This window comes from Paraburkholderia sp. BL21I4N1, assembly GCF_002973525.1.
Taxonomy (GTDB): Bacteria; Pseudomonadota; Gammaproteobacteria; order Burkholderiales; family Burkholderiaceae; genus Paraburkholderia.
In genome coordinates this window covers 1-20,498 of sequence record NZ_PVEN01000009.1, presented here as the reverse complement: position 1 = coordinate 20,498, position 20,498 = coordinate 1, and the positions used below count along the sequence as shown (strand labels likewise).

The 20,498-nt window shown below is 63.0% G+C and carries 18 protein-coding genes and 1 rRNA gene; 7 read left to right on the top strand and 12 right to left on the bottom strand.

Features of this window, described 5'->3' with window-relative positions; all coding sequences use genetic code 11:
- Positions 1 to 46: 46 nt before the first annotated feature.
- On the bottom strand, positions 47 to 985 hold the full coding sequence (locus B0G83_RS22320) for a LysR family transcriptional regulator (protein WP_105509582.1): 939 nt from the start codon (positions 983 to 985) through the stop codon (positions 47 to 49).
- Between the two features lie 207 nt (positions 986 to 1,192).
- Here B0G83_RS22320 and B0G83_RS22315 point away from each other — a divergent pair, with 207 nt between their 5' ends.
- Both B0G83_RS22315 and B0G83_RS22310 read left to right on the top strand, forming a co-directional pair.
- Complete coding sequence (locus B0G83_RS22315; RefSeq protein WP_105509581.1) at positions 1,193 to 1,972, top strand: putative hydro-lyase; 780 nt, start codon at positions 1,193 to 1,195, stop codon at positions 1,970 to 1,972.
- A gap of 147 nt (positions 1,973 to 2,119) precedes the next feature.
- Positions 2,120 to 3,421 carry an MFS transporter gene (locus B0G83_RS22310; RefSeq protein WP_105509580.1) on the top strand — a complete coding sequence of 434 codons (1,302 nt, stop codon included), beginning with the start codon at positions 2,120 to 2,122 and terminating at the stop codon, positions 3,419 to 3,421.
- 100 nt (positions 3,422 to 3,521) lie between these two features.
- Here the strand turns inward: B0G83_RS22310 and yjfF are convergent, their stop codons facing one another.
- The 5 genes from yjfF to B0G83_RS22285 all read right to left on the bottom strand — a co-directional run bounded on the left by yjfF (position 3,522) and on the right by B0G83_RS22285 (position 9,437).
- On the bottom strand, positions 3,522 to 4,622 hold the full coding sequence (yjfF, locus tag B0G83_RS22305) for a galactofuranose ABC transporter, permease protein YjfF (RefSeq protein WP_105509579.1): 1,101 nt from the start codon (positions 4,620 to 4,622) through the stop codon (positions 3,522 to 3,524).
- Entirely contained in the window at positions 4,619 to 5,662 is a 1,044-nt protein-coding gene (locus tag B0G83_RS22300) for an ABC transporter permease (RefSeq protein ID WP_105509578.1), read from the bottom strand. The genes yjfF and B0G83_RS22300 overlap by 4 nt, the downstream gene beginning before the upstream one ends.
- The gene (locus tag B0G83_RS22295) at positions 5,659 to 7,344 is read right to left on the bottom strand and encodes a sugar ABC transporter ATP-binding protein (protein WP_105509577.1); all 1,686 of its coding nucleotides are present in this window, start codon (positions 7,342 to 7,344) and stop codon (positions 5,659 to 5,661) included. The genes B0G83_RS22300 and B0G83_RS22295 overlap by 4 nt, the downstream gene beginning before the upstream one ends.
- Positions 7,345 to 7,578: 234 nt before the next feature.
- Positions 7,579 to 8,565: an ABC transporter substrate-binding protein gene (locus B0G83_RS22290; protein ID WP_105509576.1), complete on the bottom strand. Its 987-nt coding sequence runs from the start codon at positions 8,563 to 8,565 to the stop codon at positions 7,579 to 7,581.
- Positions 8,566 to 8,837: 272 nt separating this feature from the next.
- Positions 8,838 to 9,437, bottom strand: a complete 600-nt coding sequence (locus tag B0G83_RS22285) for an alpha-ketoglutarate-dependent dioxygenase AlkB (protein WP_105509575.1) — start codon at positions 9,435 to 9,437, stop codon at positions 8,838 to 8,840.
- Positions 9,438 to 9,639: 202 nt separating this feature from the next.
- Between B0G83_RS22285 and B0G83_RS22280 the strand changes: the two genes are divergently transcribed.
- Positions 9,640 to 10,224 carry a malonic semialdehyde reductase gene (locus B0G83_RS22280; protein ID WP_105509574.1) on the top strand — a complete coding sequence of 195 codons (585 nt, stop codon included), beginning with the start codon at positions 9,640 to 9,642 and terminating at the stop codon, positions 10,222 to 10,224.
- A 28-nt stretch (positions 10,225 to 10,252) separates the two neighbouring features.
- Here B0G83_RS22280 and B0G83_RS22275 read toward each other — a convergent pair whose 3' ends face one another.
- Entirely contained in the window at positions 10,253 to 10,588 is a 336-nt protein-coding gene (locus B0G83_RS22275) for a hypothetical protein (protein ID WP_105509573.1), read from the bottom strand.
- Positions 10,589 to 10,978: 390 nt separating this feature from the next.
- Between B0G83_RS22275 and B0G83_RS22270 the strand changes: the two genes are divergently transcribed.
- The gene (locus B0G83_RS22270; RefSeq protein WP_105509572.1) at positions 10,979 to 12,142 is read left to right on the top strand and encodes a metallophosphoesterase; all 1,164 of its coding nucleotides are present in this window, start codon (positions 10,979 to 10,981) and stop codon (positions 12,140 to 12,142) included.
- Positions 12,143 to 12,157: 15 nt separating this feature from the next.
- On the opposite strand, the gene B0G83_RS22265 is transcribed toward B0G83_RS22270, so the two are convergent.
- Positions 12,158 to 12,688 (bottom strand): hypothetical protein, encoded by a 531-nt coding sequence (locus tag B0G83_RS22265; RefSeq protein ID WP_105509776.1) that lies wholly within the window; start codon positions 12,686 to 12,688, stop codon positions 12,158 to 12,160.
- A 634-nt stretch (positions 12,689 to 13,322) separates the two neighbouring features.
- Here B0G83_RS22265 and B0G83_RS22260 point away from each other — a divergent pair.
- Both B0G83_RS22260 and B0G83_RS22255 read left to right on the top strand, forming a co-directional pair.
- Positions 13,323 to 14,030, top strand: coding sequence for an MgtC/SapB family protein (locus B0G83_RS22260; protein WP_105509571.1), 708 nt, complete (start codon positions 13,323 to 13,325; stop codon positions 14,028 to 14,030).
- A 161-nt stretch (positions 14,031 to 14,191) separates the two neighbouring features.
- The gene (locus tag B0G83_RS22255; protein WP_105509570.1) at positions 14,192 to 14,446 is read left to right on the top strand and encodes a GlsB/YeaQ/YmgE family stress response membrane protein; all 255 of its coding nucleotides are present in this window, start codon (positions 14,192 to 14,194) and stop codon (positions 14,444 to 14,446) included.
- 90 nt (positions 14,447 to 14,536) lie between these two features.
- Here the strand turns inward: B0G83_RS22255 and B0G83_RS22250 are convergent, their stop codons facing one another.
- The 3 genes from B0G83_RS22250 to B0G83_RS22240 all read right to left on the bottom strand — a co-directional run bounded on the left by B0G83_RS22250 (position 14,537) and on the right by B0G83_RS22240 (position 18,918).
- The gene (locus B0G83_RS22250; protein WP_105509569.1) at positions 14,537 to 16,051 is read right to left on the bottom strand and encodes an acetyl-CoA hydrolase/transferase family protein; all 1,515 of its coding nucleotides are present in this window, start codon (positions 16,049 to 16,051) and stop codon (positions 14,537 to 14,539) included.
- Between the two features lie 191 nt (positions 16,052 to 16,242).
- A complete protein-coding gene (locus B0G83_RS22245; RefSeq protein ID WP_105509568.1) occupies positions 16,243 to 16,470 on the bottom strand; it encodes a hypothetical protein in 228 nt (75 codons plus the stop codon).
- A gap of 273 nt (positions 16,471 to 16,743) precedes the next feature.
- Positions 16,744 to 18,918, bottom strand: coding sequence for an FUSC family protein (locus B0G83_RS22240; RefSeq protein WP_105509567.1), 2,175 nt, complete (start codon positions 18,916 to 18,918; stop codon positions 16,744 to 16,746).
- A 208-nt stretch (positions 18,919 to 19,126) separates the two neighbouring features.
- Here B0G83_RS22240 and B0G83_RS22235 point away from each other — a divergent pair, with 208 nt between their 5' ends.
- On the top strand, positions 19,127 to 20,113 hold the full coding sequence (locus tag B0G83_RS22235) for a LysR family transcriptional regulator (RefSeq protein ID WP_105509566.1): 987 nt from the start codon (positions 19,127 to 19,129) through the stop codon (positions 20,111 to 20,113).
- 261 nt (positions 20,114 to 20,374) lie between these two features.
- Here the strand turns inward: B0G83_RS22235 and rrf are convergent.
- Positions 20,375 to 20,488 (bottom strand): 5S ribosomal RNA (gene rrf / locus B0G83_RS22230).
- Positions 20,489 to 20,498 lie beyond the last annotated feature (10 nt).

The window sequence follows — 20,498 nt, the reverse complement described above, 5'->3', positions numbered from 1 at the left end:
CGCACGTTGGCGAACGCGCACTACCGCAACGTAACGCGCCCCTCTCTCACCGCTTCTCGATCAACTGCCGCCCCATCGCCTTCGCGTACCGATCACACGCGCTGCGTGCCACTCGTGACGCCGCCAGCACGCCGACATCCGCATCGTCGCGGTAATACATCGCCACGTTGATCGGCGGAGGCAACGGACGCACCTGCAATTGCGCCAGCTCGCCGCTGCTCAGATAAGGCTCGACGAACAGCGCCGGCACTGCGGCAATCCCATAGCCATCGCGCAGCAGCTTCACGATCACCGCGACCGACGGCATGCACGTTACCTGTGTCTCGGCCAGCGGTACCCCCGCCCGCTTCGCGAGCGTCTGCACGATCGCTTCGACCGCGAGTTGCGGCGCCGTACCGCGACCGAACGTCAGCACCGGTTTGCTCAACAGCGTCTGAACATGTTTCGCGCGGCCGGCCGGTATCAGGTCGCGACGCGCGATCCAGCGCACCGGGTAGCTCGCCAGCAACGCCGACACGATCGACGTTTCGTGCTCGGCGGTTTCCTCCACCTGAATGACCAGATCCAGTTCGCCCGCTCGCAGCCGTGGTCCGAGCACCGCGCTCGAATCGACGGTGAGGTCCACGGCGATACGGTGATACTCCACGTTCAGCATCCGGATGTAGTCCGGCAGCCAGCTATGCACCACCGTTTCAATCACGCCGAGCCGCAGCCGCGTAGCCAATTGCGTTTCGTCCTGCGCGGCCAGTTGCAGCGAGCGCGTGGCCTGCACGACGGAGCGCGCGTGCGCGAGTAGACGCTCGCCGTTCGCCGTGAGCTGAAACTCCGCCGCCTCGCGTTCAATCAGCTCGACGCCCAGTTCGGCCTCAAGCGTTTTGATACGCAGCGAGATCGCCGCGGGTGTGGCGTGCATCGCTGCCGCGGTCGCGCGAAAACTGCCCAGGCGGGCGAGCGTCAGAAACGTTTCGACGAAGCGGGTATTCATGACGGACGCTCTCCAGTTGGCGACGAATGGCACGCGATCATCGCCGCAAACGCGCCGCGAGTCACCTCGATGGCGTTAAGTTTAATTTAACTAAACGCAATAAAAACTCGCTGGAAGGATATTTTTGACGTTACTAATCTGGCTCCATCGCAGGCCCATCCGATCGGGCCGCAGCGGCGACGTCATCGATCTGGAGCCAGCACCTTCATGCCTTACACCCCATCCGAGTTTCGTCAGCAGATTCGCACGCGGCGCCTGTCCGGTCCGACCGCCGGGTATTGCGGCGACTATGCGCAAGCCAATCTCGCGATTCTGCCGAGCGAGCACGCCGGCGACTTCCTGCGCTTCTGCATGCTCAATCCGAAAGCGTGTCCGCTACTCGGCATCGGCGAACCAGGCGACTGGCGCGTGCCCGCGCTAGGCGCCGATCTGGATATCCGTCATGACGTACCGGCGTTTTACGTGTACCGCCATGGCGAACGCGCCGAGGAAGTCCACAGTCTCGACGAACTGTGGCGTGACGATCTGGTGGTGTTCGCGATCGGCTGCTCGTTCTCCTTCGAAGAAATGCTGCGACGCGAAGGCATCGCGCTTCGTCACATCGAACAACAGGTCAACGTGCCGATGTATCGCACGCGCGAACGCAACGTGGCGGCCGGCGTGTTCGGCGGCAACCGCGTCGTCTCGATGCGACCGATGAAAGCCGCCGACGCGATCCGCGCAATCCAGATCACCAGCCGTTTTCCCGCGGTGCATGGCGCGCCGGTTCATATCGGCGACCCATCGCTGATCGGTATTCGCGATCTGGCGCGGCCCGATTTCGGCGACGCGGTCGAGATTCGCAGCGATGAATTGCCGGTGTTCTGGGCTTGCGGCGTCACACCGCAAGTCGCGATCGAAAGCGCGCGTTTGCCGTTTGCCATCGCGCACAAGCCGGGGCACATGCTGGTGACCGACATTCCAAACACCTCGCTCGCGGTGCTGTAAGCGCGCCCGATTCCGCGCGAGCACCGCGAAGACCTCGGGCACCGAGGGCACCGAGGGCACCGAGGGCACCGAGGGCACCTCAACCGCCGCAACCCAAAGCCGCGCGCCAGCACGACGCGCGGCCAACCACGACGACCGGAGTTAAGCATGGAAACCGAAGCGCAGTTGACCGCAGACGCCGAGCGCTACGGCGCATCCGGCACAGGGAAAGGCCCGTTCGCGTGGTATCGGCAGACCTCCGCGAGCGAGAAGCGCGCGTTCTGGAGTTGCAAGATCGGCTACGTGCTCGACGCGATGGACACGCAGTTCCTCAGCTTCGTGATACCGACGCTCATCGCGACATGGGGCATCACACGCGGCGACGCGGGCCTGATCGGCACGGTCACGCTGTTGAGTTCGGCGCTGGGCGGCTGGGCCGCCGGCGTGCTGTCGGATCGCATCGGCCGGGTGAAGACCTTGCAGATCACGATTCTGTGGTTCGCGATTTTCACGCTGGCTTGCGCGCTGGCGCAGAATTTCTCGCAGCTGCTGTGGGCGCGCGGCTTGATGGGCCTCGGCTTTGGCGGCGAATGGACGGCGGGCGCCGTGCTGATCGGCGAGGTGATCCGCGCGCGCGACCGCGGCAAAGCGGTGGGGCTCGTGCAGGCCGGCTGGGCGATCGGCTGGGGCATCGCGACGCTGCTGTTCATGGCCGTCTTCTCGCTGGTGCCGGCCGACTACGCGTGGCGCGTGCTGTTCGCGATCGGCATAGCGCCAGCGCCGTTCGTGATCTGGATTCGCCGCTTCGTCGACGAACCGGAAGTGCATCGGCAGCAAAAAGCGGCGCAGGCCGCCATGCAAACGCGCAGCTCGTTGCTCGATATCTTTCGCTGCGAAATCGTCTGGACGACGCTGCGTGCGTCGGTGCTCGCGACCGGCGTGCAAGGCGGTTACTATGCGGTCACCACCTGGCTGCCAACCTATCTGAAAACCGAACGGCATCTGAGCGTGATCGGCACCGGCAGCTACCTCGGCGTGGTGATCGCCGGCTCGTATTGCGGCTATCTGACGGGCGCGTATGTCAGCGACCGGTTCGGCCGTAAGCGTGCGTTCATCGGATTTGCGCTGGCGTCGTGTGCGATTGCGCTGCTTTATACGCAACTGCCGCTCGATAATCTGTCGATGCTCGTGCTGGGTTTTCCGCTGGGTTTTTGCGCATCAGGCATTTTCTCGGGCATGGGCGCCTTTCTCACCGAATTGTTTCCCACGCGGATTCGCGGCTCAGGTCAAGGGTTTTGCTACAACGTCGGCCGGGCAGTCGGTGCGACCTTTCCGTTTTTTATCGGCTACGTATCGCAAACCATGACGCTCGGCCATGCGATCGGCGTGTTTGCCGCGGCGGCGTACGGCGTCGTGATTCTTGCCGCGCTGACGTTGCCGGAGACCAAGGGGCGAGAGCTGAGCGCTTGATCCGAGGGGCGGTGGGTGCTGTGCTGTATCGCGCCCCTCACAACGCGTGGCTCGCGTGTCGCCGCATGACACCACGGTTTCAAAAAACGGCAACGCGCACTCAAGCCTGCCCCGGCGCTCGCCCGATCACCTGTGAGTCCGACGACGCCGCTCCCTCGCTGTGTCCGCGTTCGCGCCCCGCCGTGACAACCGCCGCATCGGTGCCGCCAGGCCGCCGCACCGATTTCGCGTGCCGCTCGATCAACCGCTGCAGCAGGCAGAACGCGCACAGCAGCGCGCCGATCACGATACGGGTCCACCACGAACTCAGCGTGCCGTCGAACGTGATCAGCGTCTGGATCGTGCCGAGAATACCGACGCCGAACAGCGAGCCGATCACATAGCCCACGCCGCCCGTCAACAACGTGCCGCCGATCACCGTCGCCGCAATCGCGTCGAGTTCCATACCTTGCCCTTGCAGGCCATAACCCGAGAGCACGTAGAACGTAAACACCGCGCCGCCGAGCGCCGAGCAGAAACCGCTCAGCGCATACACGCCGATGCGTGTCTGCGCGACCGGCAAACCCATCAGCAATGCCGAGCGCGCATTGCCGCCCACCGCATACACATTGCGGCCAAACCGCGTGAAATGCGCGACATAGATCGCTGCCAGTAGCGCAATCAGTGCGATCAGCACGTTCGCGGTGACCGAGCCCACGCCGATATCAAGCCGGAACGCGGAGATCTTCCGGAAAGTCGGATCGGTGATGGTGATGGACTGCGTGGTGATGAGAAAGCACAACCCGCGCGCGAAGAACATGCCCGCCAGCGTGACGATAAACGCCTGCAAACGGAAGAAATGAATCAGCGCGCCCTGCACCGCGCCGAACACCGTGCCCATCAGCAGCACGATCGGCACGATCACCCAGACGGACAGGTGCAGATGCTCGGACAGCACCGCTTCGACGATGGTTGTAAGCGCAACGACGGAGCCCACCGACAGATCGATCCCGCCGGACACGATCACGAACGTCATCCCGATCGCGACGATCAGCAGGAACGCGTTGTCGACCAACAGATCGAGCAGCACCTGCCACGAGAAGAAACCGGTGTACATCACCGAGCCAAAGCCGAATAGCGCGCAGAACAGCAGAATCGTGACAGCGATCGGCAGCGTACGCGGATCGACCAGGTGAGCCAACGCGTCGAGGAGTCGTCTCATCGCGCCACCCCGCGTTGCCCGAGCAGCGATCTGCCGAACGACATGGCGAGCGCGCGCGCCGCCGGCGACTGGATCACGCTCACCGCAAGCACCACCGCCGCCTTGACGACCAGCGTCGCCTCCGGTGGAACGCCGATCGAATACGTGGTGTACGTGAGCGTCTGAATGATCAGCGCGCCCAGCACGGTGCCCGCGAAACTGAAGCGGCCGCCGAGCAGTGAGGTGCCGCCGAGCGTCACCGCGAGAATCGCGTCGAGTTCGAGCAGCAGGCCGGCGTTGTTGCCGTCGGCGCTGCGCACATTCGAGCTGATGAGAATGCCCGCCATCGCGGCGGTCAGTCCCGAGAAGCCATAGACCGCGAAAACCAGCGCTTTGGAGCGCAGCCCGACCAGCCGCGTCGCAACCGGATTGATGCCGATCGCGCGAATGAACAGGCCGAGCGCGGTGCCTTCCACGAGCGCCGCGGTCGCGAGCACCGCCACGGTGGCGATCCACACCGAACACGGCACGCCTAGCCAGTATCCGCCGCCGACGAAAAGATAGCCCGGAGCGCCGATCGGAATGATCTGCCCCGCCGTCAGCAATTGCGCGACGCCGCGGCCGGCCACCATCAAAATCAAGGTTGCGATGATCGGCTGCATGCCGACGAATGACACCAGCAAGCCGTTCCACATGCCGCTCAGCACGCCGACCATCAGCGCCGCCACCAGCGCCTGCGCGATCAGCGCCGCGCCCGGTTCGGGTTGCGTCGCGAGTAGCGTGGCCGCCGCGGCGCCCGCGATCGCCACCACCGCGCCAACCGAAATGTCGATGCCGCGCGCGGCGATGACCAGCGTCATGCCGGTGGCCACCAGCACCAGCGGCGCGGCGCGATTCAACACGTCGATGGGCGCGCCGAACAGGTGACCGTCGAGCATCCGCAGCGACAGAAAGTGCGGATTGACCCACAGGTTCAGGCCGCACAGCAACGCCAGCGTGACGCACGGCCAGATCAACGGACGCTCGGCGCCGTCGCGCACGAACCAGTTCGCCAGTTTCATTCGCCGCTCCCCGCGATGAGTCGATAGATGTTGTCTTCGTTCGAGGCCGTGCCCGCGACTTCGGCGATCTTGCGACGGTCGCGCAACACCGCCACGCGATGACTGACGCGCAGCACCTCGCTGATCTCCGACGAAATGAACAGAATGCTCAGGCCGTTCGCGCACAGCGCCAGCAGCCGGTCCATGATGTCGAACTTGGCGGCGACGTCGATGCCACGCGTGGGTTCGTCGAGGATCAGTAGTTGGGGATCGGTGGCGAGCCAGCGCGCCAGCAGCGCTTTCTGCTGGTTGCCGCCGGACAACAAGCCGATGGGTTGTTCGGCGTCCGCGGCCTTGATGCCGAGCCGCTCGATCCACAGATCGGCCAGCTCGCGCGCACGTTGCCGGTTGATCTTGCGCCACCAGCCGCGCCTTGCTTGCAGCGCCAGCAGAATGTTTTCGCGGATCGACAGTTCGGCGACGATGCCCTCCTTCTTGCGGTCTTCCGCGCAATAGCCAATGCCGTGACGGACCGCGTCCCGCGGCGAGCGTAGCTTCGCGGCGCGGCCTTCGATGAGGATCACGCCGCTATCGGTGCGGTCCGCGCCGAACAGCAATCGCGCTGTTTCCGTGCGGCCGGAGCCGAGCAGGCCGGCGAGTCCGAGGATCTGGCCTCGCTGCAGGTTCAGGTCGATCGGCTGCAGCGTGCCGCGGCGGCCGACGCCCTGGAGTTCGATGAAGGGATGGGCAGGTTGCGTGGTTTGCGCGGCTTCGGTTGTCTGGGGTGCTGCTTGCGAGGTCTGCGTGACGGGTTGGTCCGCGTGGCCGCCGTGGCCCTCGTGACCGACATGCCCTTCATGCGCGGCCTCGCGCAAGCGTGCGCTCATCCGCTCGTGGCCGACCATCTTCGCGACCAGTTGATCCGCCGGCAGATCGCGCGCGAGATACTCGCCTTCGCGCTCGCCATTGCGCATGACCGTGATGCGGTCGGAAATGGCGTACGTTTGCTCGATAAAATGCGTGACAAACAGAATCGCAATACCTGATTGCTTAAGATGTCGAAGTATTTTAAAAAGCTGACTGACCTCGCCGTCGTCGAGACTCGAGGTCGGTTCGTCGAGAATCAGCACGCGCGCGTCGACCGACAACGCCCGCGCGATCGCCACCATCTGCTGCACCGCGATCGGGTAGGCATCGAGTGAACGGGTCACGTCGAGCGACACGTCGAGACGCGCCAGCGCGGCCTGCGCGCGGCGCTTGATGGTCGGCCAATCGATCGCGCCGAAACGTCGCGGTTGCCGGCCGGCGAAAATATTCTCCGCCACGGAGAGGTTCGGGCACAGGTTCACTTCCTGATACAACGTGCGCACGCCGGCCGATTCCGCTTCCTGCGGCGACGCAAACGCCACGACTTCACCGCCGAGACGGATCGTGCCGGCGTCAGGCGCGACCACGCCGGTTAGCACGTTGATCAAGGTGGATTTGCCCGCGCCGTTCTGGCCCATCAACGTGTGGATCTCGCCGGGAAACAGGCGAAAATCGACCCGCTGCAGCGCTTTGACGCCGGGGAAGGTTTTGGTGACGGCGGTGGTGGCGAGGATGGGCGCACGGGCTTCGGCGTTGGCCGCACTGATTGCGTCGCCCGTTCCGTGAGCGGCAGCGCCCGCAGCCTGCGGAGTCGGTTCGGAAGCGGGAGACGTCATAGACCTCGCTTGATGGGTGGTGCGGTGCTTCAATGGGTTGCACCGGAGTGCGACGGCATACGGGATTCTTCGCGGCCTTCCGCGCAACCTTCACCGGAAAATAGACCGCCCGCTGCCGAAGCAACCGGGCGGCCAGGCACCGCTGGAGAAACCTTTTCGCTCAATCCACACTTCGCTTGCCATGTCCCGCCGTTCCTCAGTAACCCTGAGGACTTTGTCGGGTCGGCATCAGCCTCAGTATTTACGCGTCGGCAGCGTCTGCGCAGCGACGCTCATCGGGAACACCGTCTCCTGCGTGAGAATGCGCTTGGGCAACGGCTTGCCGGCCACGACGTCCTTCACCGCCGACATCAACTGCGGTCCCAGCAACGGACTGCACTCCACGTCGACGTTCATCTTGCCGGCAGCCATCGCCTGGAAGCCGCCCTTGGTGGCATCGAACGAAACGACGGTGATGTCCTTGCCCGGATGCATGCCGGCCTCCTCCATCGCCTGGATGGCGCCGAGCGCCATATCGTCGTTATGCGCATAAACTACATTTATTTTATTTCCATAAGTTTTTATAAACGCTTCCATGACCTGCTTGCCGCCGGCCAGGGTGAAGTCGCCGCTTTGCGACGCGATGATCTTAAATTTGGGATCGTTCTTGATCACCTCCAGCAGGCCGGAATGCCGGTCGTTGGCCGGCGCCGACCCGACCGTTCCCTGCAGTTCGGCGATGTTGACAGGCCCTTGCTCGCTTTTATAGTGATCTTCGAGCCAATGCCCACCGCGACGCCCTTCTTCCATGAAGTCGGAGCCGATCATCGTCACGTACAGCGAGGTGTCTTTTACGTCGATGTTGCGATCGGTCAGGATCACCGGAATCTTCGCGGCTTTCGCTTCAAGCAGCACCGGCTCCCAGCCGGATTCGACGACCGGCGAGAACGCGATCACATCGACCTTTTGCGCGATATAAGAGCGGATCGCCTTGATCTGGTTTTCCTGCTTCTGCTGGGCGTCCGAGAATTTGAGCTTGATCTTCGCGTCCGCCGCCGCCGACTTCACCGACTCGGTATTGGCCGTTCGCCATGCGCTTTCCGCGCCGACCTGCGCGAAACCGAGGGTGATCTGTTTGTCTTGCGCGTAAGCGCCCGGCGCGGTCAGCGCTAGCGTACCGATGCCCGCGCAGAACGCGAGCGCGCCCAACGCACGACATGCGGCGCGTCGTGTATTCGCCATGACTGTCTCCTGATCGTTGTAGTGTCGGCGATCCATCGAACCTGCCCGGTGCTTGCAGCCCTCACGGTGGGTGGATCGTGATGTAGCGTAGTGTGTGGGGCGTTAACCGTCCAATCCTATGATTCGCGTTGGCGATACCAATTTTGGTATGAGTGAGCGGATCCGGCTCGAAGCCGGTTGGCGGTCCTTGCCGCAGACCAAGATGAGATACGCCGCCACCGATTCCTCGCCTTAACGGCAAGCGCCGCGAACCCGCTCAAGCGGGCAGCGCCTCACCTCGGCGTCACCCAGCGAAACGTCAGATTGATCCGCTCGCCGGCCACGCGCGGCTCCTTCGGCACCCGATGCCGCCAGTCCGCCTGCGTGTCGCCCTTCATCACGAGCAGGCTGCCGCCCTTCAGCGAAAACGACTGCACGACGCCGGTTTTGTTGTGGCGCAAATCGAATGTGCGCGCCACACCCAAACTCACCGACGCGATCACCGGACGCGCGCCGAGTTCAGGTTCGCGATCCGCGTGCCAACCCATGCTGTCGGTGCCGCTGCGATAGCGGTTAATCAGCACGCTGTTGAAACGCGTCTCGCAGACTGCCTCCACCGCGGCCTTGAGTTCCGCAACGGCCGACGTCCACGGTTGCGGCACGTTGCGAATGCCCGAGTAGACATAGACGGCGTCCGGCTCGCCCTGCCACGCCGTCAAACGCGGCAGCGGCACGCGACCGGCGGGCGTGCCGATCACGTCCTGACGCCAGGCGATTTCGTCGATTAGCTGCGTCAAAACCTGCGCCGCGCGGGCGGGCGTTAGCCAGTCGGGATACCAGTCGACGTCGGGCGTCGGCAGGGAGTCGGCGGAACCCGCGAAAAGATCCGTCATGAGATGGCCTGATACCAATACGTATGTGAATGCTGACGCTGGAACGAAGGCGCACGCAAAGCGCGTGCGTGTAGAAACCTTGGCTATGATGGCGGCACCGAAGACGCCGTTGATACGCGCGGCTTGCGCTGTCATCCGCTGGCTTCATCCGGATTAATCGGTTCATGCCTTTAACTTCTTAGACCTTTCAAGGACTTTCACCATGATGCTATCCGACCAGGCACTCGCTCAACTCTTTCGCGAAGCGCGCACGCATAACGGCTGGCAGGCCAAACCGGTCGACGATGCCGTGCTCAGGCAGCTCACCGAACTGGTGTTGCTCGGCCCGACCTCGGCCAATTCGAGCCCCGGCCGCTTCGTGTTCGTCAAAACGCCGGAAGCCAAGGAAAAGCTGCGCCCGGCCTTGTCGGCGGGCAATCTCGACAAAACCATGGCCGCGCCGGTCACGGTGATCGTCGGAATGGACATGGCGTTTTACGAGCACCTGCCGAAACTGTTTCCGCACGCGGACGCGCGCAGCTGGTTCGTCGGCAACGACAAGTCGATCGCGGACACAGCCTTTCGCAATTCGACGCTGCAAGGCGGCTACCTGATTCTCGCCGCGCGGGCACTCGGTCTGGACACGGGCGCGATGTCCGGTTTCGACGCCGCCAAGGTCGACGAAGCGTTCTTTGCCGGCACGACCGTCAAGTCGAATTTCCTGATCAATCTGGGCTATGGCGATGCGTCGAAACTGTTCGCGCGCAGCCCGCGCTTCGCATTCGACGAAGCCGCCCAGATCGTCTGATACGTAGAGGTGGAGAACGGCGTCGCGCTCAACTGAACAGCGCGACGTAGAACACCACGGCGCCGATCAATGCGCCGACGAAGCAGAAACCTTCGCCTTCGCCGGCGTCGTCGCCATTCGAACGCACCCATGCGCCGACGACGCCGAACAAGCCCGCGATACCCAGCGCCACGCAGAGCATCACGACATCGAACAGCGCGCTGCGGCCCAGCTCGGAAAAGTCGATGCCGCGAACGCTGTAATACAAGCCGATCGCCATCAGCGAGATGACGACGAGCGGTAGCATCACACGCTTGCCCTCACGCCCGACATGATGGGCGTGGTGCCCGTGATGCAACTCATTGTCTGATCTGAGCAGTCTCATGATGCCCCTCCCGCTTCGCCCTGTTCCGGCGCCCCATCCAACTGGCGCGAACCGCCGCATGGCCGCGTCTGCACGCGCGGTCACCCCTGATACGAGGCGGTTCTTTTTGAGCATAGTCCACGCGCGGACACAATTCAAAGCCCATTTAATTAGGTTGCCGCGGCAATCAGATGGCGCCGGAAACCACCGTGAATGCTGCGATGCGACAGACTTCTCTGACCGCACCCCGAAAGCGCCGTGGGACCGATGCGGCAGCGAATTTGGCACCGCCGGCAAGCCGATGCGCATGCCGGTAGAATGATTCGACTCGTTCGGCACGACGTTAGCGCGGCCGGCGAGTCGCCGCCGGTCATCCGCTCGCGCCGGCCCCTTCCCGCCTTTGTGCTCCCTATGCGCCGCTCATCGTTTCTTGTCCGCATCATCCTCATTGGCATCCTGCTGCATATCTACGTCGGCTTACGTCTGATTCCGGACATGCCGGTCGACACCACCGGCCGCTGGCTGTGCGCATTGTGGCTCGTGCTGTCGATCTTCCTGATCCCGCTCGGCATGCTGGCGCGCACGATCAAACGGCAGCCGCTCGGTGACCGGCTCGCGTGGGTCGGCCTGCTGGCGATGGGCTTCTTCTCGTCGCTGCTGGTGCTGACCTTCGCCCGCGATCTGATGCTCGCCTCGCTGCTCACCGTCGATGCGATCTGGCCGAACACGATCAACATCGCGCATTGGCGCACGGGCTCGGCTGCGGCAGTGCCGCTGCTCGCCTTGCTCTCGACGCTGGTTGGCCTCTTCAACGCCCGCCGCCGCGCGAAGGTAGTCACGATCGACGTACCGATCGACGATTTGCCGCCCGCGCTCGACGGCTTCACGATCGTCCAGATCAGCGACATTCATGTTGGCCCGACCATCAAGCACCGCTATGTCGATGCGATCGTCGACGCGGTCAATCGGCTGAAGCCCGATCTGATTGCCGTGACCGGCGACGTCGTGGACGGTAGCGTGCCGCAATTGACCCGGCACACCCAGCCGTTGTCACGTCTCAGCGCGCGTCATGGCGCGTTTCTCGTGACCGGCAATCACGAATACTATGCGGGCGCGAATGCGTGGATCGACGAGTTCCGGCGCCTGGGCCTCAACGTGCTGCTCAACGAGCATGTGATCGTGGATCATGACGGCGCACGCGCCGTGATTGCCGGCGTGACCGACTATTCGGCGGGACATCACGATCCGCTGCATCGCAGCGATCCGGTTGCGGCACTGGCCGGCGCACCGGGCGACGTAGTGATCAAGGTGCTGCTCGCGCACCAGCCGCGTTCAGCCGAAGCCGCGGCCGCCGCGGGCTTCACGCTGCAACTGTCAGGGCATACGCACGGCGGCCAGTTCTTCCCGTGGAACTTCTTCGTGCGATTCCAGCAGCCGTTCACGGCCGGCCTCGCCCGCCTGAACGGTCTGTGGGTCTATACGAGCCGCGGCACCGGCTATTGGGGCCCGCCGAAGCGTCTCGGCGCGCCGTCTGAAATCACGCGCCTGCGTCTCGTTCCCGGCGAGCCGGACTGACCCGTAAGCCGAAGCTTACTGCGCGGGCGACACCGCCACGTCGACCTGCTGCGCGAACGACACCACCACCTGCATACCCGGCGTCACGCTGGCGACCTTGGCCGGTTCGCGGCCCTGGATATGAAACACCGCGCCGTTCGGGCTCTTCAGCGCCATGATGCCGGACGCATGGTCGATGGTTTGGACCTCGGCGGTCACGTTATGAATCGTGTTCGACTGCGCGCTCTGCGCGCCGGCACCGGCACCGTGACCGTCCGCACCGCGCGTCACGCTGACCATCGCATTGCGCACCATCCGGATGTGAACCTTGCCGCCCTGCCTGATCTGCGCGAGGCTGGCCGGGTCGGTGATATCGAACGACGCTTCGCCGCCCTGCGCGTCGAGCACGGTCACCGAATGTTTCACCTGGTCGACCGATTTCACGAGACCGTCCGCCTGCAGCGTGCTGCTGCCTTCAAACGGCGCGGGCAGACCGGCGGCGAACGAAGCGAGCGGCGCGGCTGCGATCAACGCACCGGCAACGACGCCAAGAGCTTTAGCTTTCATAGTTTCCTCGATTGGAATGAACGGCGATAAACGGGCGACGCCGTGCGGATGGGTGGCGCCGTAGCAGTTGCGCGACGCGAGCACGACGCGTTTGGGAGCGAGCGAATAGTCTGTTTTCCGAGACGACCTTCGTCAACATTCGGAGTCCGTATTGATGCACGGATAATTCCGTATGTACCACCTCACTCTTCCCAGGGCCACGACAAAACGTTCTCCATCACGCGTCGGCGCAGCTTGACTTAATTTTGCAGAGCTGCCTAAAATTCGGCCAGTTCAATTAACCGGAATCACGATCTTGGACAGTAGCAGTTGTACCAGTCGAGCTTCGATTCGCCCGATCGCCTGATCGGCAAGATTTCCGCGTCAGTCTTTTTCTGTCGCCGTCTTGCCTTCGGGCCGACGGTGCACGTCGTCGATTCCCTCGCGTTGATAGTCTCGCGTTGATAGTCTCGTACTGCCAGTGAAGTGCCGCGTGGCTCGACGCCATGCCGACACCGATGCATTACAGCACCGCAAGCCTCGCTTGCGCGCGCTTCGTCACGCCTGTCCGCCGCCGCGTTCCATCGAGGAAAGCGTGCTGCTGTCATGCGTTGGGTTCACACTGTGCGAACACGCGCCTCAACCTTTCTTAACCATGACAATCGAATTCGTCTGGCGGCTGCTCGCCGCTTTCGCCTGCGGCGTCGCGATCGGCCTCGAACGGCAGATGCGGCAGCGCAATGCCGGCCTGCGCACCATCACGCTGGTCGCGAGCGGTGCGTGCCTGTTCGTTACGCTCGGCGTGCTGACCGGCAACGGCACCGCCGGCATCACGCAGATCGCGGCGTATGTGGTGTCCGGCGTCGGCTTTCTCGGCGGCGGCGTAATCATGCGCGACAAGGGTTCCATTCAGGGGATCAACACCGCGGCGACCTTATGGTGCTCGGCCGCGGTAGGCGTGCTGTGCGGCGCGGGGCACTACGGACCGGCACTGGCCGGCACGGCGGTCGTGCTGCTGACCAACACTGTGCTGCGCGAAGTCAGCCGTATGATCAACGCCACGCCGGTGTCCAACGCGGATCTGGTACGCGAGTATGTGCTGACGATCGTCTGCCGCGAGGCCGACGAGATCCACATTCGCACCGCCGTCTCCAACTCGATGTATTCCACGCCGCTGTCGTTTCAAAGCCTGACGAGCGAAGACGTCGACGACGATTCGCAACGCATTCGCGTTACCGCGATCGTCAAGCTGCATCCCAAGGATCAGTCGAAGCTGGAGCAGATGGCCAGTCGCATCAGCATGGAAAAGAGCGTGTCCAGCGTCAGTTGGACCGCGAGGGAAGCGGAGCCCACGCCTGAATGAGCGTCGCGTGTAAGTCCCCCATATTCGCGCGCATCGTCTACACTTAGCTTGCAATAGATTCAGACAATGTTAATTCCGCGTCCTGAATATGGACTGTCCCATAAGCTTCGACTAAGCTCTGTCACCGTGAATTTTTCACACTCAACTAGGGAGTCTCGATTATGGAACACGGCATCATTGCATGGCTCATCATCGGCGCGATCGCTGGCTGGCTGGCAGGCGTGCTCGTCAAGGGCGGCGGCTTCGGCCTGATCGTCGACATCATCGTCGGGATCGTCGGCGCGTTCATCGGCGGCTGGCTCGCCGGCGTGCTGCATATCTCGCTGGGCGGCGGCTGGATCGGTTCGATCATCACGGCGGTGATCGGCGCGGTCATTCTGCTGTTTCTTATCCGGCTCGTCAGACGAGGCGCCTGAGTACCGCATCTGATTTAACGGCGTCAGCGGCGAAGGCCGTCTGACGCCGGCATGGCTTACAGCGCTAGCCAGGCCAACTGATTTTCAAAGTCAAAGCCCCGCCTCTTCCACCGGCAACATCGAGCCGGTATCGCGCAGCCGGATATGCCAGGCGAATGCCTGATCCAACTGGTGCGGTGTTTGCCCCCCCCACTTCAAAGCGTCCCGATAGTAGTCGCGCAGCAGATCGCGATAGAGCGGATGCGTACAGTTCTCGATAATCAAGGCCGCGCGTTCCCGCGGCGCCAATCCGCGCAGATCGGCCAACCCCTGTTCCGTCACGACGACGTCCACGTCGTGTTCGTTGTGATCGCAATGCGGCACCATCGGCACCACGCTGGAAATGCGGCCGCCTTTCGCCATCGATTTGGTGGCGAAGATCGCGCACGATGCATTACGCGAGAAGTCGCCCGAGCCGCCTATGCCGTTCATCATGTGCGTGCCGCCCACGTGGGTCGAATTCACGTTGCCGTAAATGTCGAATTCCAGCGCGGTATTCAACGCAATCAAACCGAGCCGGCGAATCACTTCAGGGTGGTTGCTGACTTCCTGCGGACGCAGAACGAGGCGATCGCGATAACGTTCGAGCTCGCCGAACACCTGCGCCTGGCGTGCGGCCGACAACGTGATCGACGCGCCGGACGCAAACGTGACCTTGCCGGCGTCCATCAGATCGAAGGTGGAATCCTGCAGCACTTCCGAGTAGATTTCGAACGGCTCGAACGGCGCATCGACGAAACCGGCCAGCACCGAGTTGGCAATCGTGCCGATACCGGCCTGCAACGGCGGCAGGTTTTTGGGCATGCGCCCGAGCGTCACTTCATGCTGGAAGAATTCGATCAGATGACCGGCGATCAACTCGGTTTCCGTGTCGGCCGGCAGCACGGTGGACGGACTGTCGGCCATATCGGTGATCACGATCGCCGCGATTTTTTCGAACGGAATCTCGATCGCCGGCGTACCGACGCGGTCTCGCGCGGACATGATCGGCAGCGGCTCGCGGTGCGGCCGGCGGCCCGGAATCCAGATGTCGTGCAAGCCTTCGAGCGCGAGCGGCTGCGCGAGATTGATCTCGACGATCACCTTGTCCGCGAGAATCGCGAAGCTGGCCGAATTGCCGACCGAGGTGGTCGGCACAATGCCGCCGGTCTCGGTGATCGCGGCGGCTTCGATAATGGCGACGTCGAGTTTGCCGAGTTGGTTTGCCCGCAGCATTTCGACCGTTTCGGACAGATGCTGATCGACGAACATCACTTCGCCGCGATTGATCGCATCGCGCAAGGTCTTGTCGACCTGGAACGGCAAACGGCGCGCCAGCACGCGCGCCTCGGTGAGCATGCGGTCCACGTCGTGACCGAGCGATGCGCCCGTCATCAATGTGATCTGCAGCGGCTTGCCTTGCTGGCGCACCCGTTCGGCGAGCGCAACGGGAACGGCCTTCGCGTCGCCCGCGCGCGTGAAGCCGCTGGCGCCGACGCGCATGCCGTCCTGAATCAGCAGCGCCGCCTCGGCGGCCGACGTGATTTTTCCGCGCAACGCGGCACAGCGAATCCGGTCTTGGTACATGAAACTGAGTCTCTCCATAGTCACCAGTCCAGTCTACCGGTGCGCACATCTGCGGTACGCTCCGCTCGGTAGCCGGTTTGTCGCACCGACCGCGGCGTCAGCTTGCAACGGCCTCGCGGTCGGGCGCTTTGCCGCGCGATCATTCGCGCGACGGGTCTTGCAGTTACGGCATGCGTTACACGTGGCGCTGTTTAGCTGCCGAAGTAGAGATTGCAGAAGCTCACTGGGCCGACGCACTCTTCGGACTTGGCGTTCGCTTTAGCGGCCGGTAAGGCGATGCGGCCTTGCCCGGCGACACCATTGGCGCGCTGCGCGCCCGTTTGGGCAAGCTGTTGTTCGGGGGCGGCCGGTGCCGTTTGTGCATGGGCAACAACTGCGGACAAAGAGCAGGCAATCAGGGCAATCTTCAACACGTTCATTTCGTTCTCCAGGACTTACGGTTACTGCTCGGCGGCGACTTGTGGCGACTGCGTGGCAGTGATGAAACTATATGGCTGCGGTCCCCGCAGATAAACGGGGCTAGGTGGAAGTGATATTTCCATCTGGAGGAAGGATCGAAATGGGCTCGTGCCGAGGCATGGGGGTGATGCTTGTGCGGGGTCCGCGTCGCCGGGGTTGTCTCGCCGGGCACTGGCAATAGCCTATCCGCCGACGCACGCCGTTCGACCGCACGAGCCACGCGGCCGCAATCTTCACGCATTGAAAGGCGCGTCCTTGTCGAGCAACGCCGTACGAATGAAGTGCAGACAGCTCAGAATCCGCTGCACGTCATGACGCTTATCGCGCTCGGCATGCACGGTGCCTAGAACATCCTGCGCGATCCAGGTCGCGGCGCGAACAGACACCAACGCACGTTCGAGCGCCTGCGCATTCGGGCGCGCGAAGAGCCGAGCTAGGTCGTCGTAAGTGCGCTCGAGGGAAGCGCTCCAGCGCGGATGAAGCGCCGCGGCATAAGCAGCACGCGCCCCTTCGTTGCGCAGATCGATGACTGCGTGCCCTACTTCGAGCGTCGCGAGCATCCAGCGCAACGCATCCCGTCGACGTCTCGAACGCCGCGTCAGCAGCATGCGCAACTGGGCGGTCAGGTCATGCGTGCTCGACTGAAAACGCTGGTTGAGACCGGGCAATGCGTCGTTGCACGCGGACACGACTTGCGCGCGCAAATCGCCCATGATCCGTTCGACGAGCCAGGGCATATCCGCAGGCAAAATCACCGCAAAGGCCAACGCTGCCACCAGCATCGACGCGGTCAACGCGATGCCGTTGTTGATCAGCAAATCCGGCGCATACGTCACGACATTGTCCGGTCCGGCAAGTAGGCAGAAGAACACCGAAAAGCCGATGCCGTACCCCACCGCGCGCTTACGCGTCGCGATGAATGCGCCCAGCGCCAGCACGGGCGCGAGCGTCGCGCAAAGCAATGGGAAGCCGTCGATATTCGGATACACGTAGCATGTGAAGAGGTAACCCGTCATGGTGGCCAGGACGGCGCCGGCCGCCATTTGCATGGCCATCTTCGATGGATTCGGCGCAGTGGACGTCAGCGCGCAAGCCAGTGCCGCCCCGATCACGGCAAGCCCGCCGCTCGGCCAGTCGGTCTCGATCCAGAACCAGCCGACGATCGCCATCACCGCCGCGGAGCGGATAAAGGTGAACGCGACGACAAAACCGTTCGTCTTGCTCACGTAGCGGCTAGCATGACGTTGCCGCGTCTCCACCGGCTTGCGCCGCACGGCTAACGACGCGTAAGTCTCCGAATAGCGGATCCATTCATCGACGAAGCGGTACAACAGTTCCACCGATGTATCGAAGTCGGCCAGCGACTCCGTGGGCGTGGCCTCCAGCGGCCGCCTTGTTTCACGCACGCGACGCGGCAAGCTCGCCTGAAACAGCCGCAAGCGACTTGCGACGCCCGTCGCATCGGCCATCGCGAGCGTGCTGGCGGGCGGCGAAAGGAGCGCGGCAAGCTCGTCGAAATACGGCCTTATCGCGCCGACGTTCGACTCCGATCCATTGGCTCGCAGACGTTTAAGCAGTTGATGCAGTGCATGCAGACGCGCGCAGGCATCCATGAATTCGCCGTTTAACCGGCCGAGATGCTGACTGCGTGAACGCATCGCCGGATCTTCGAAAGTGGCGAACGTACGGCTTGCTTCGAAGCCGACGATTTCGTCGACGAGGTCCGCGAAACGCCGCTCGAACTGACCTCGCTCGATGCCGCGATTCAGCACGTCCGCAGCGAACGAAGTAAAATTTGCGTAACGGATTTGCAGCGCGCGCCGCAGCGCCAGACTGGATCGCTGTGGCACGATCAACGCGCTCACCGCGCTCGAACACACAATGCCGACCGCCACCTCCGCCGCGCGCGTGAGTGCCGCCAGAAACAGATCGGGCGGCGTCGTGACGTTCGGAATACCGATCAGCGCGGCGGTATAACCCGCCAGCACGAAGCCGTACCACCTGAAATGCCGATACCGGACCGCCGCCGCGATACACGCGCTCACCCAGCCGATCATGCCGATCATGTACAACTCGGGCTGCTGGACGAACAACGCGCCGAGCGCGAGCGCGGCGAGCGTGCCCACCGCGGTGCCGAGAATCCGGTAGAAACTCTTCGCGAGCACCATGCCGCTGAACGGCTGCATCAGCACGAACACCGTCGTCATGGCAATGCGCGGTTGCGGCAGATCCAGCAGCATCGCAATGCCCAGCGCCAACAGACCGGCCGCGACGGTTTTCAGCAGATGCAGCCCGATCAGACCGTCGCTGTTCAGCCAATCGCGAAACGCCGGACTGAGTCTGTGCAACATAACGTTCCACTGCCGGCGGAAGCCCGCCGTCGGTCTGATCGCATGTTGACGTTTCATCGGAAAGCGGTGCGCTCGGGTTTGCCACAAAGAGAAGCGCCGGTGAACCGGATGATGCAGGTTCGCACCGGCAAGCCAGGCGCCGATTGTAGGAGCCTGCAATGCGCACATTAAGAGGACTGCGGCGAAACGTCCCTTCCAGAACGAACAACAATGCGCTTGCCCGGCAGGCGGACAATACGGCTTCAGCCGTGAAATAGAAGGATCGATGGATACGTTACAAAATATGCGAGTGTTCGTGCGCGTGGTCGAAGCCGGTAGTTTTACCGGCGCCGCGCAGTCGCTCAGCTCGACGACCGGTGCAATGTCCCGCGCCGTCTCGGAACTCGAAGCTCACCTGCGCACCCGCCTGCTAAACCGTTCAACGCGACGACTCGCCCTCACCACGGCCGGCGAACGTTATCTAGCAAGATGTCAGCAGATCCTCGCCGATGTCGGCACTGCGGAAGAAGAAGCGAGTTGCGCACACGAGCGGCCAAGCGGCGCGCTGCGCATGCATAGTTTTGCCAGCATCGGCCAACACTACGTGCTGCCGGCCATTTCGCGCTATCGCGCGCAATATCCGGAGGTGACTGTCGAGTTGACTTTGTCGCAACGCATGCCCGATCTGTTCGAAGGCAGTGCCGACGTTGCGGTGATCGGCGCGTCGACGCTACCCAATTCAGATCTCGTGTCGCTGCCGCTGGGAACGACGTTTAGCATTTTGTGCGCGTCGCCGGCTTACGTGCGCACGCATGGCGCACCGCAAAAGCCTGCGGACCTTGCGCATCACGAATGTCTGATTTTGCACACGCCGGCTTTTCCGCCTCACGATTGGGTGCTCGACGGCCCGAATGGCAGCGAGATGATGGAAGTGAATGGGCCGGTGCACGTCAACATCGCGGAGTCGCTGATTGTGGCGATTCGCGAGGGAATGGGGATCGGTATGGTCCCGCTTTACGCGGCGATTTCGGGATTGCGTGATGGTACGCTAGTGCGTGTTTTGCCCGAATATACGCTGCAGAAGATGAATGTTTATGCGCTGTATCCGTCGCGTAAGTTTATCGACGCGAAAACGCGGACGTGGGTTGAGTTCCTGCGCACACACCTACCGAAAGTAATTGCACGCGATGAAGCGCTGCTGGCGGAAGTCGGCCAGATGGCTATTGATGCGACGGTTCCGGCAGGCGCAAGCGATGCGGGGGAATCTAGCTAGCAGTGATCGAGCTAGCGATGTGCGCCGCAGGCGTTGTTTAAGGCGGTGCTGCGTTGGATGGTTGGCGCTGAGCGCGAGGTAATTCATGCGAGTTATTCTTGGGCGCGCATGAATCTTCGCGCTTCTTCTGCACGCTTGGGAGGGAGTAAAGCTTGATCGTGGAGTTTTGCTGCGGCATGCGACGGGTGATTGCGCATTTCCCCTGCCGTAAACGCAGAAACCCCACCTTTTGGGGGTGGGGTTTCTGTTTTCTGCAGGGGAGCCTGACGATTACCTACTTTCACACGGGCAATCCGCACTATCATCGGCGTGGAGTCGTTTCACGGTCCTGTTCGGGATGGGAAGGGGTGGTACCGACTCGCTATGGTCATCAGGCATGACTTGT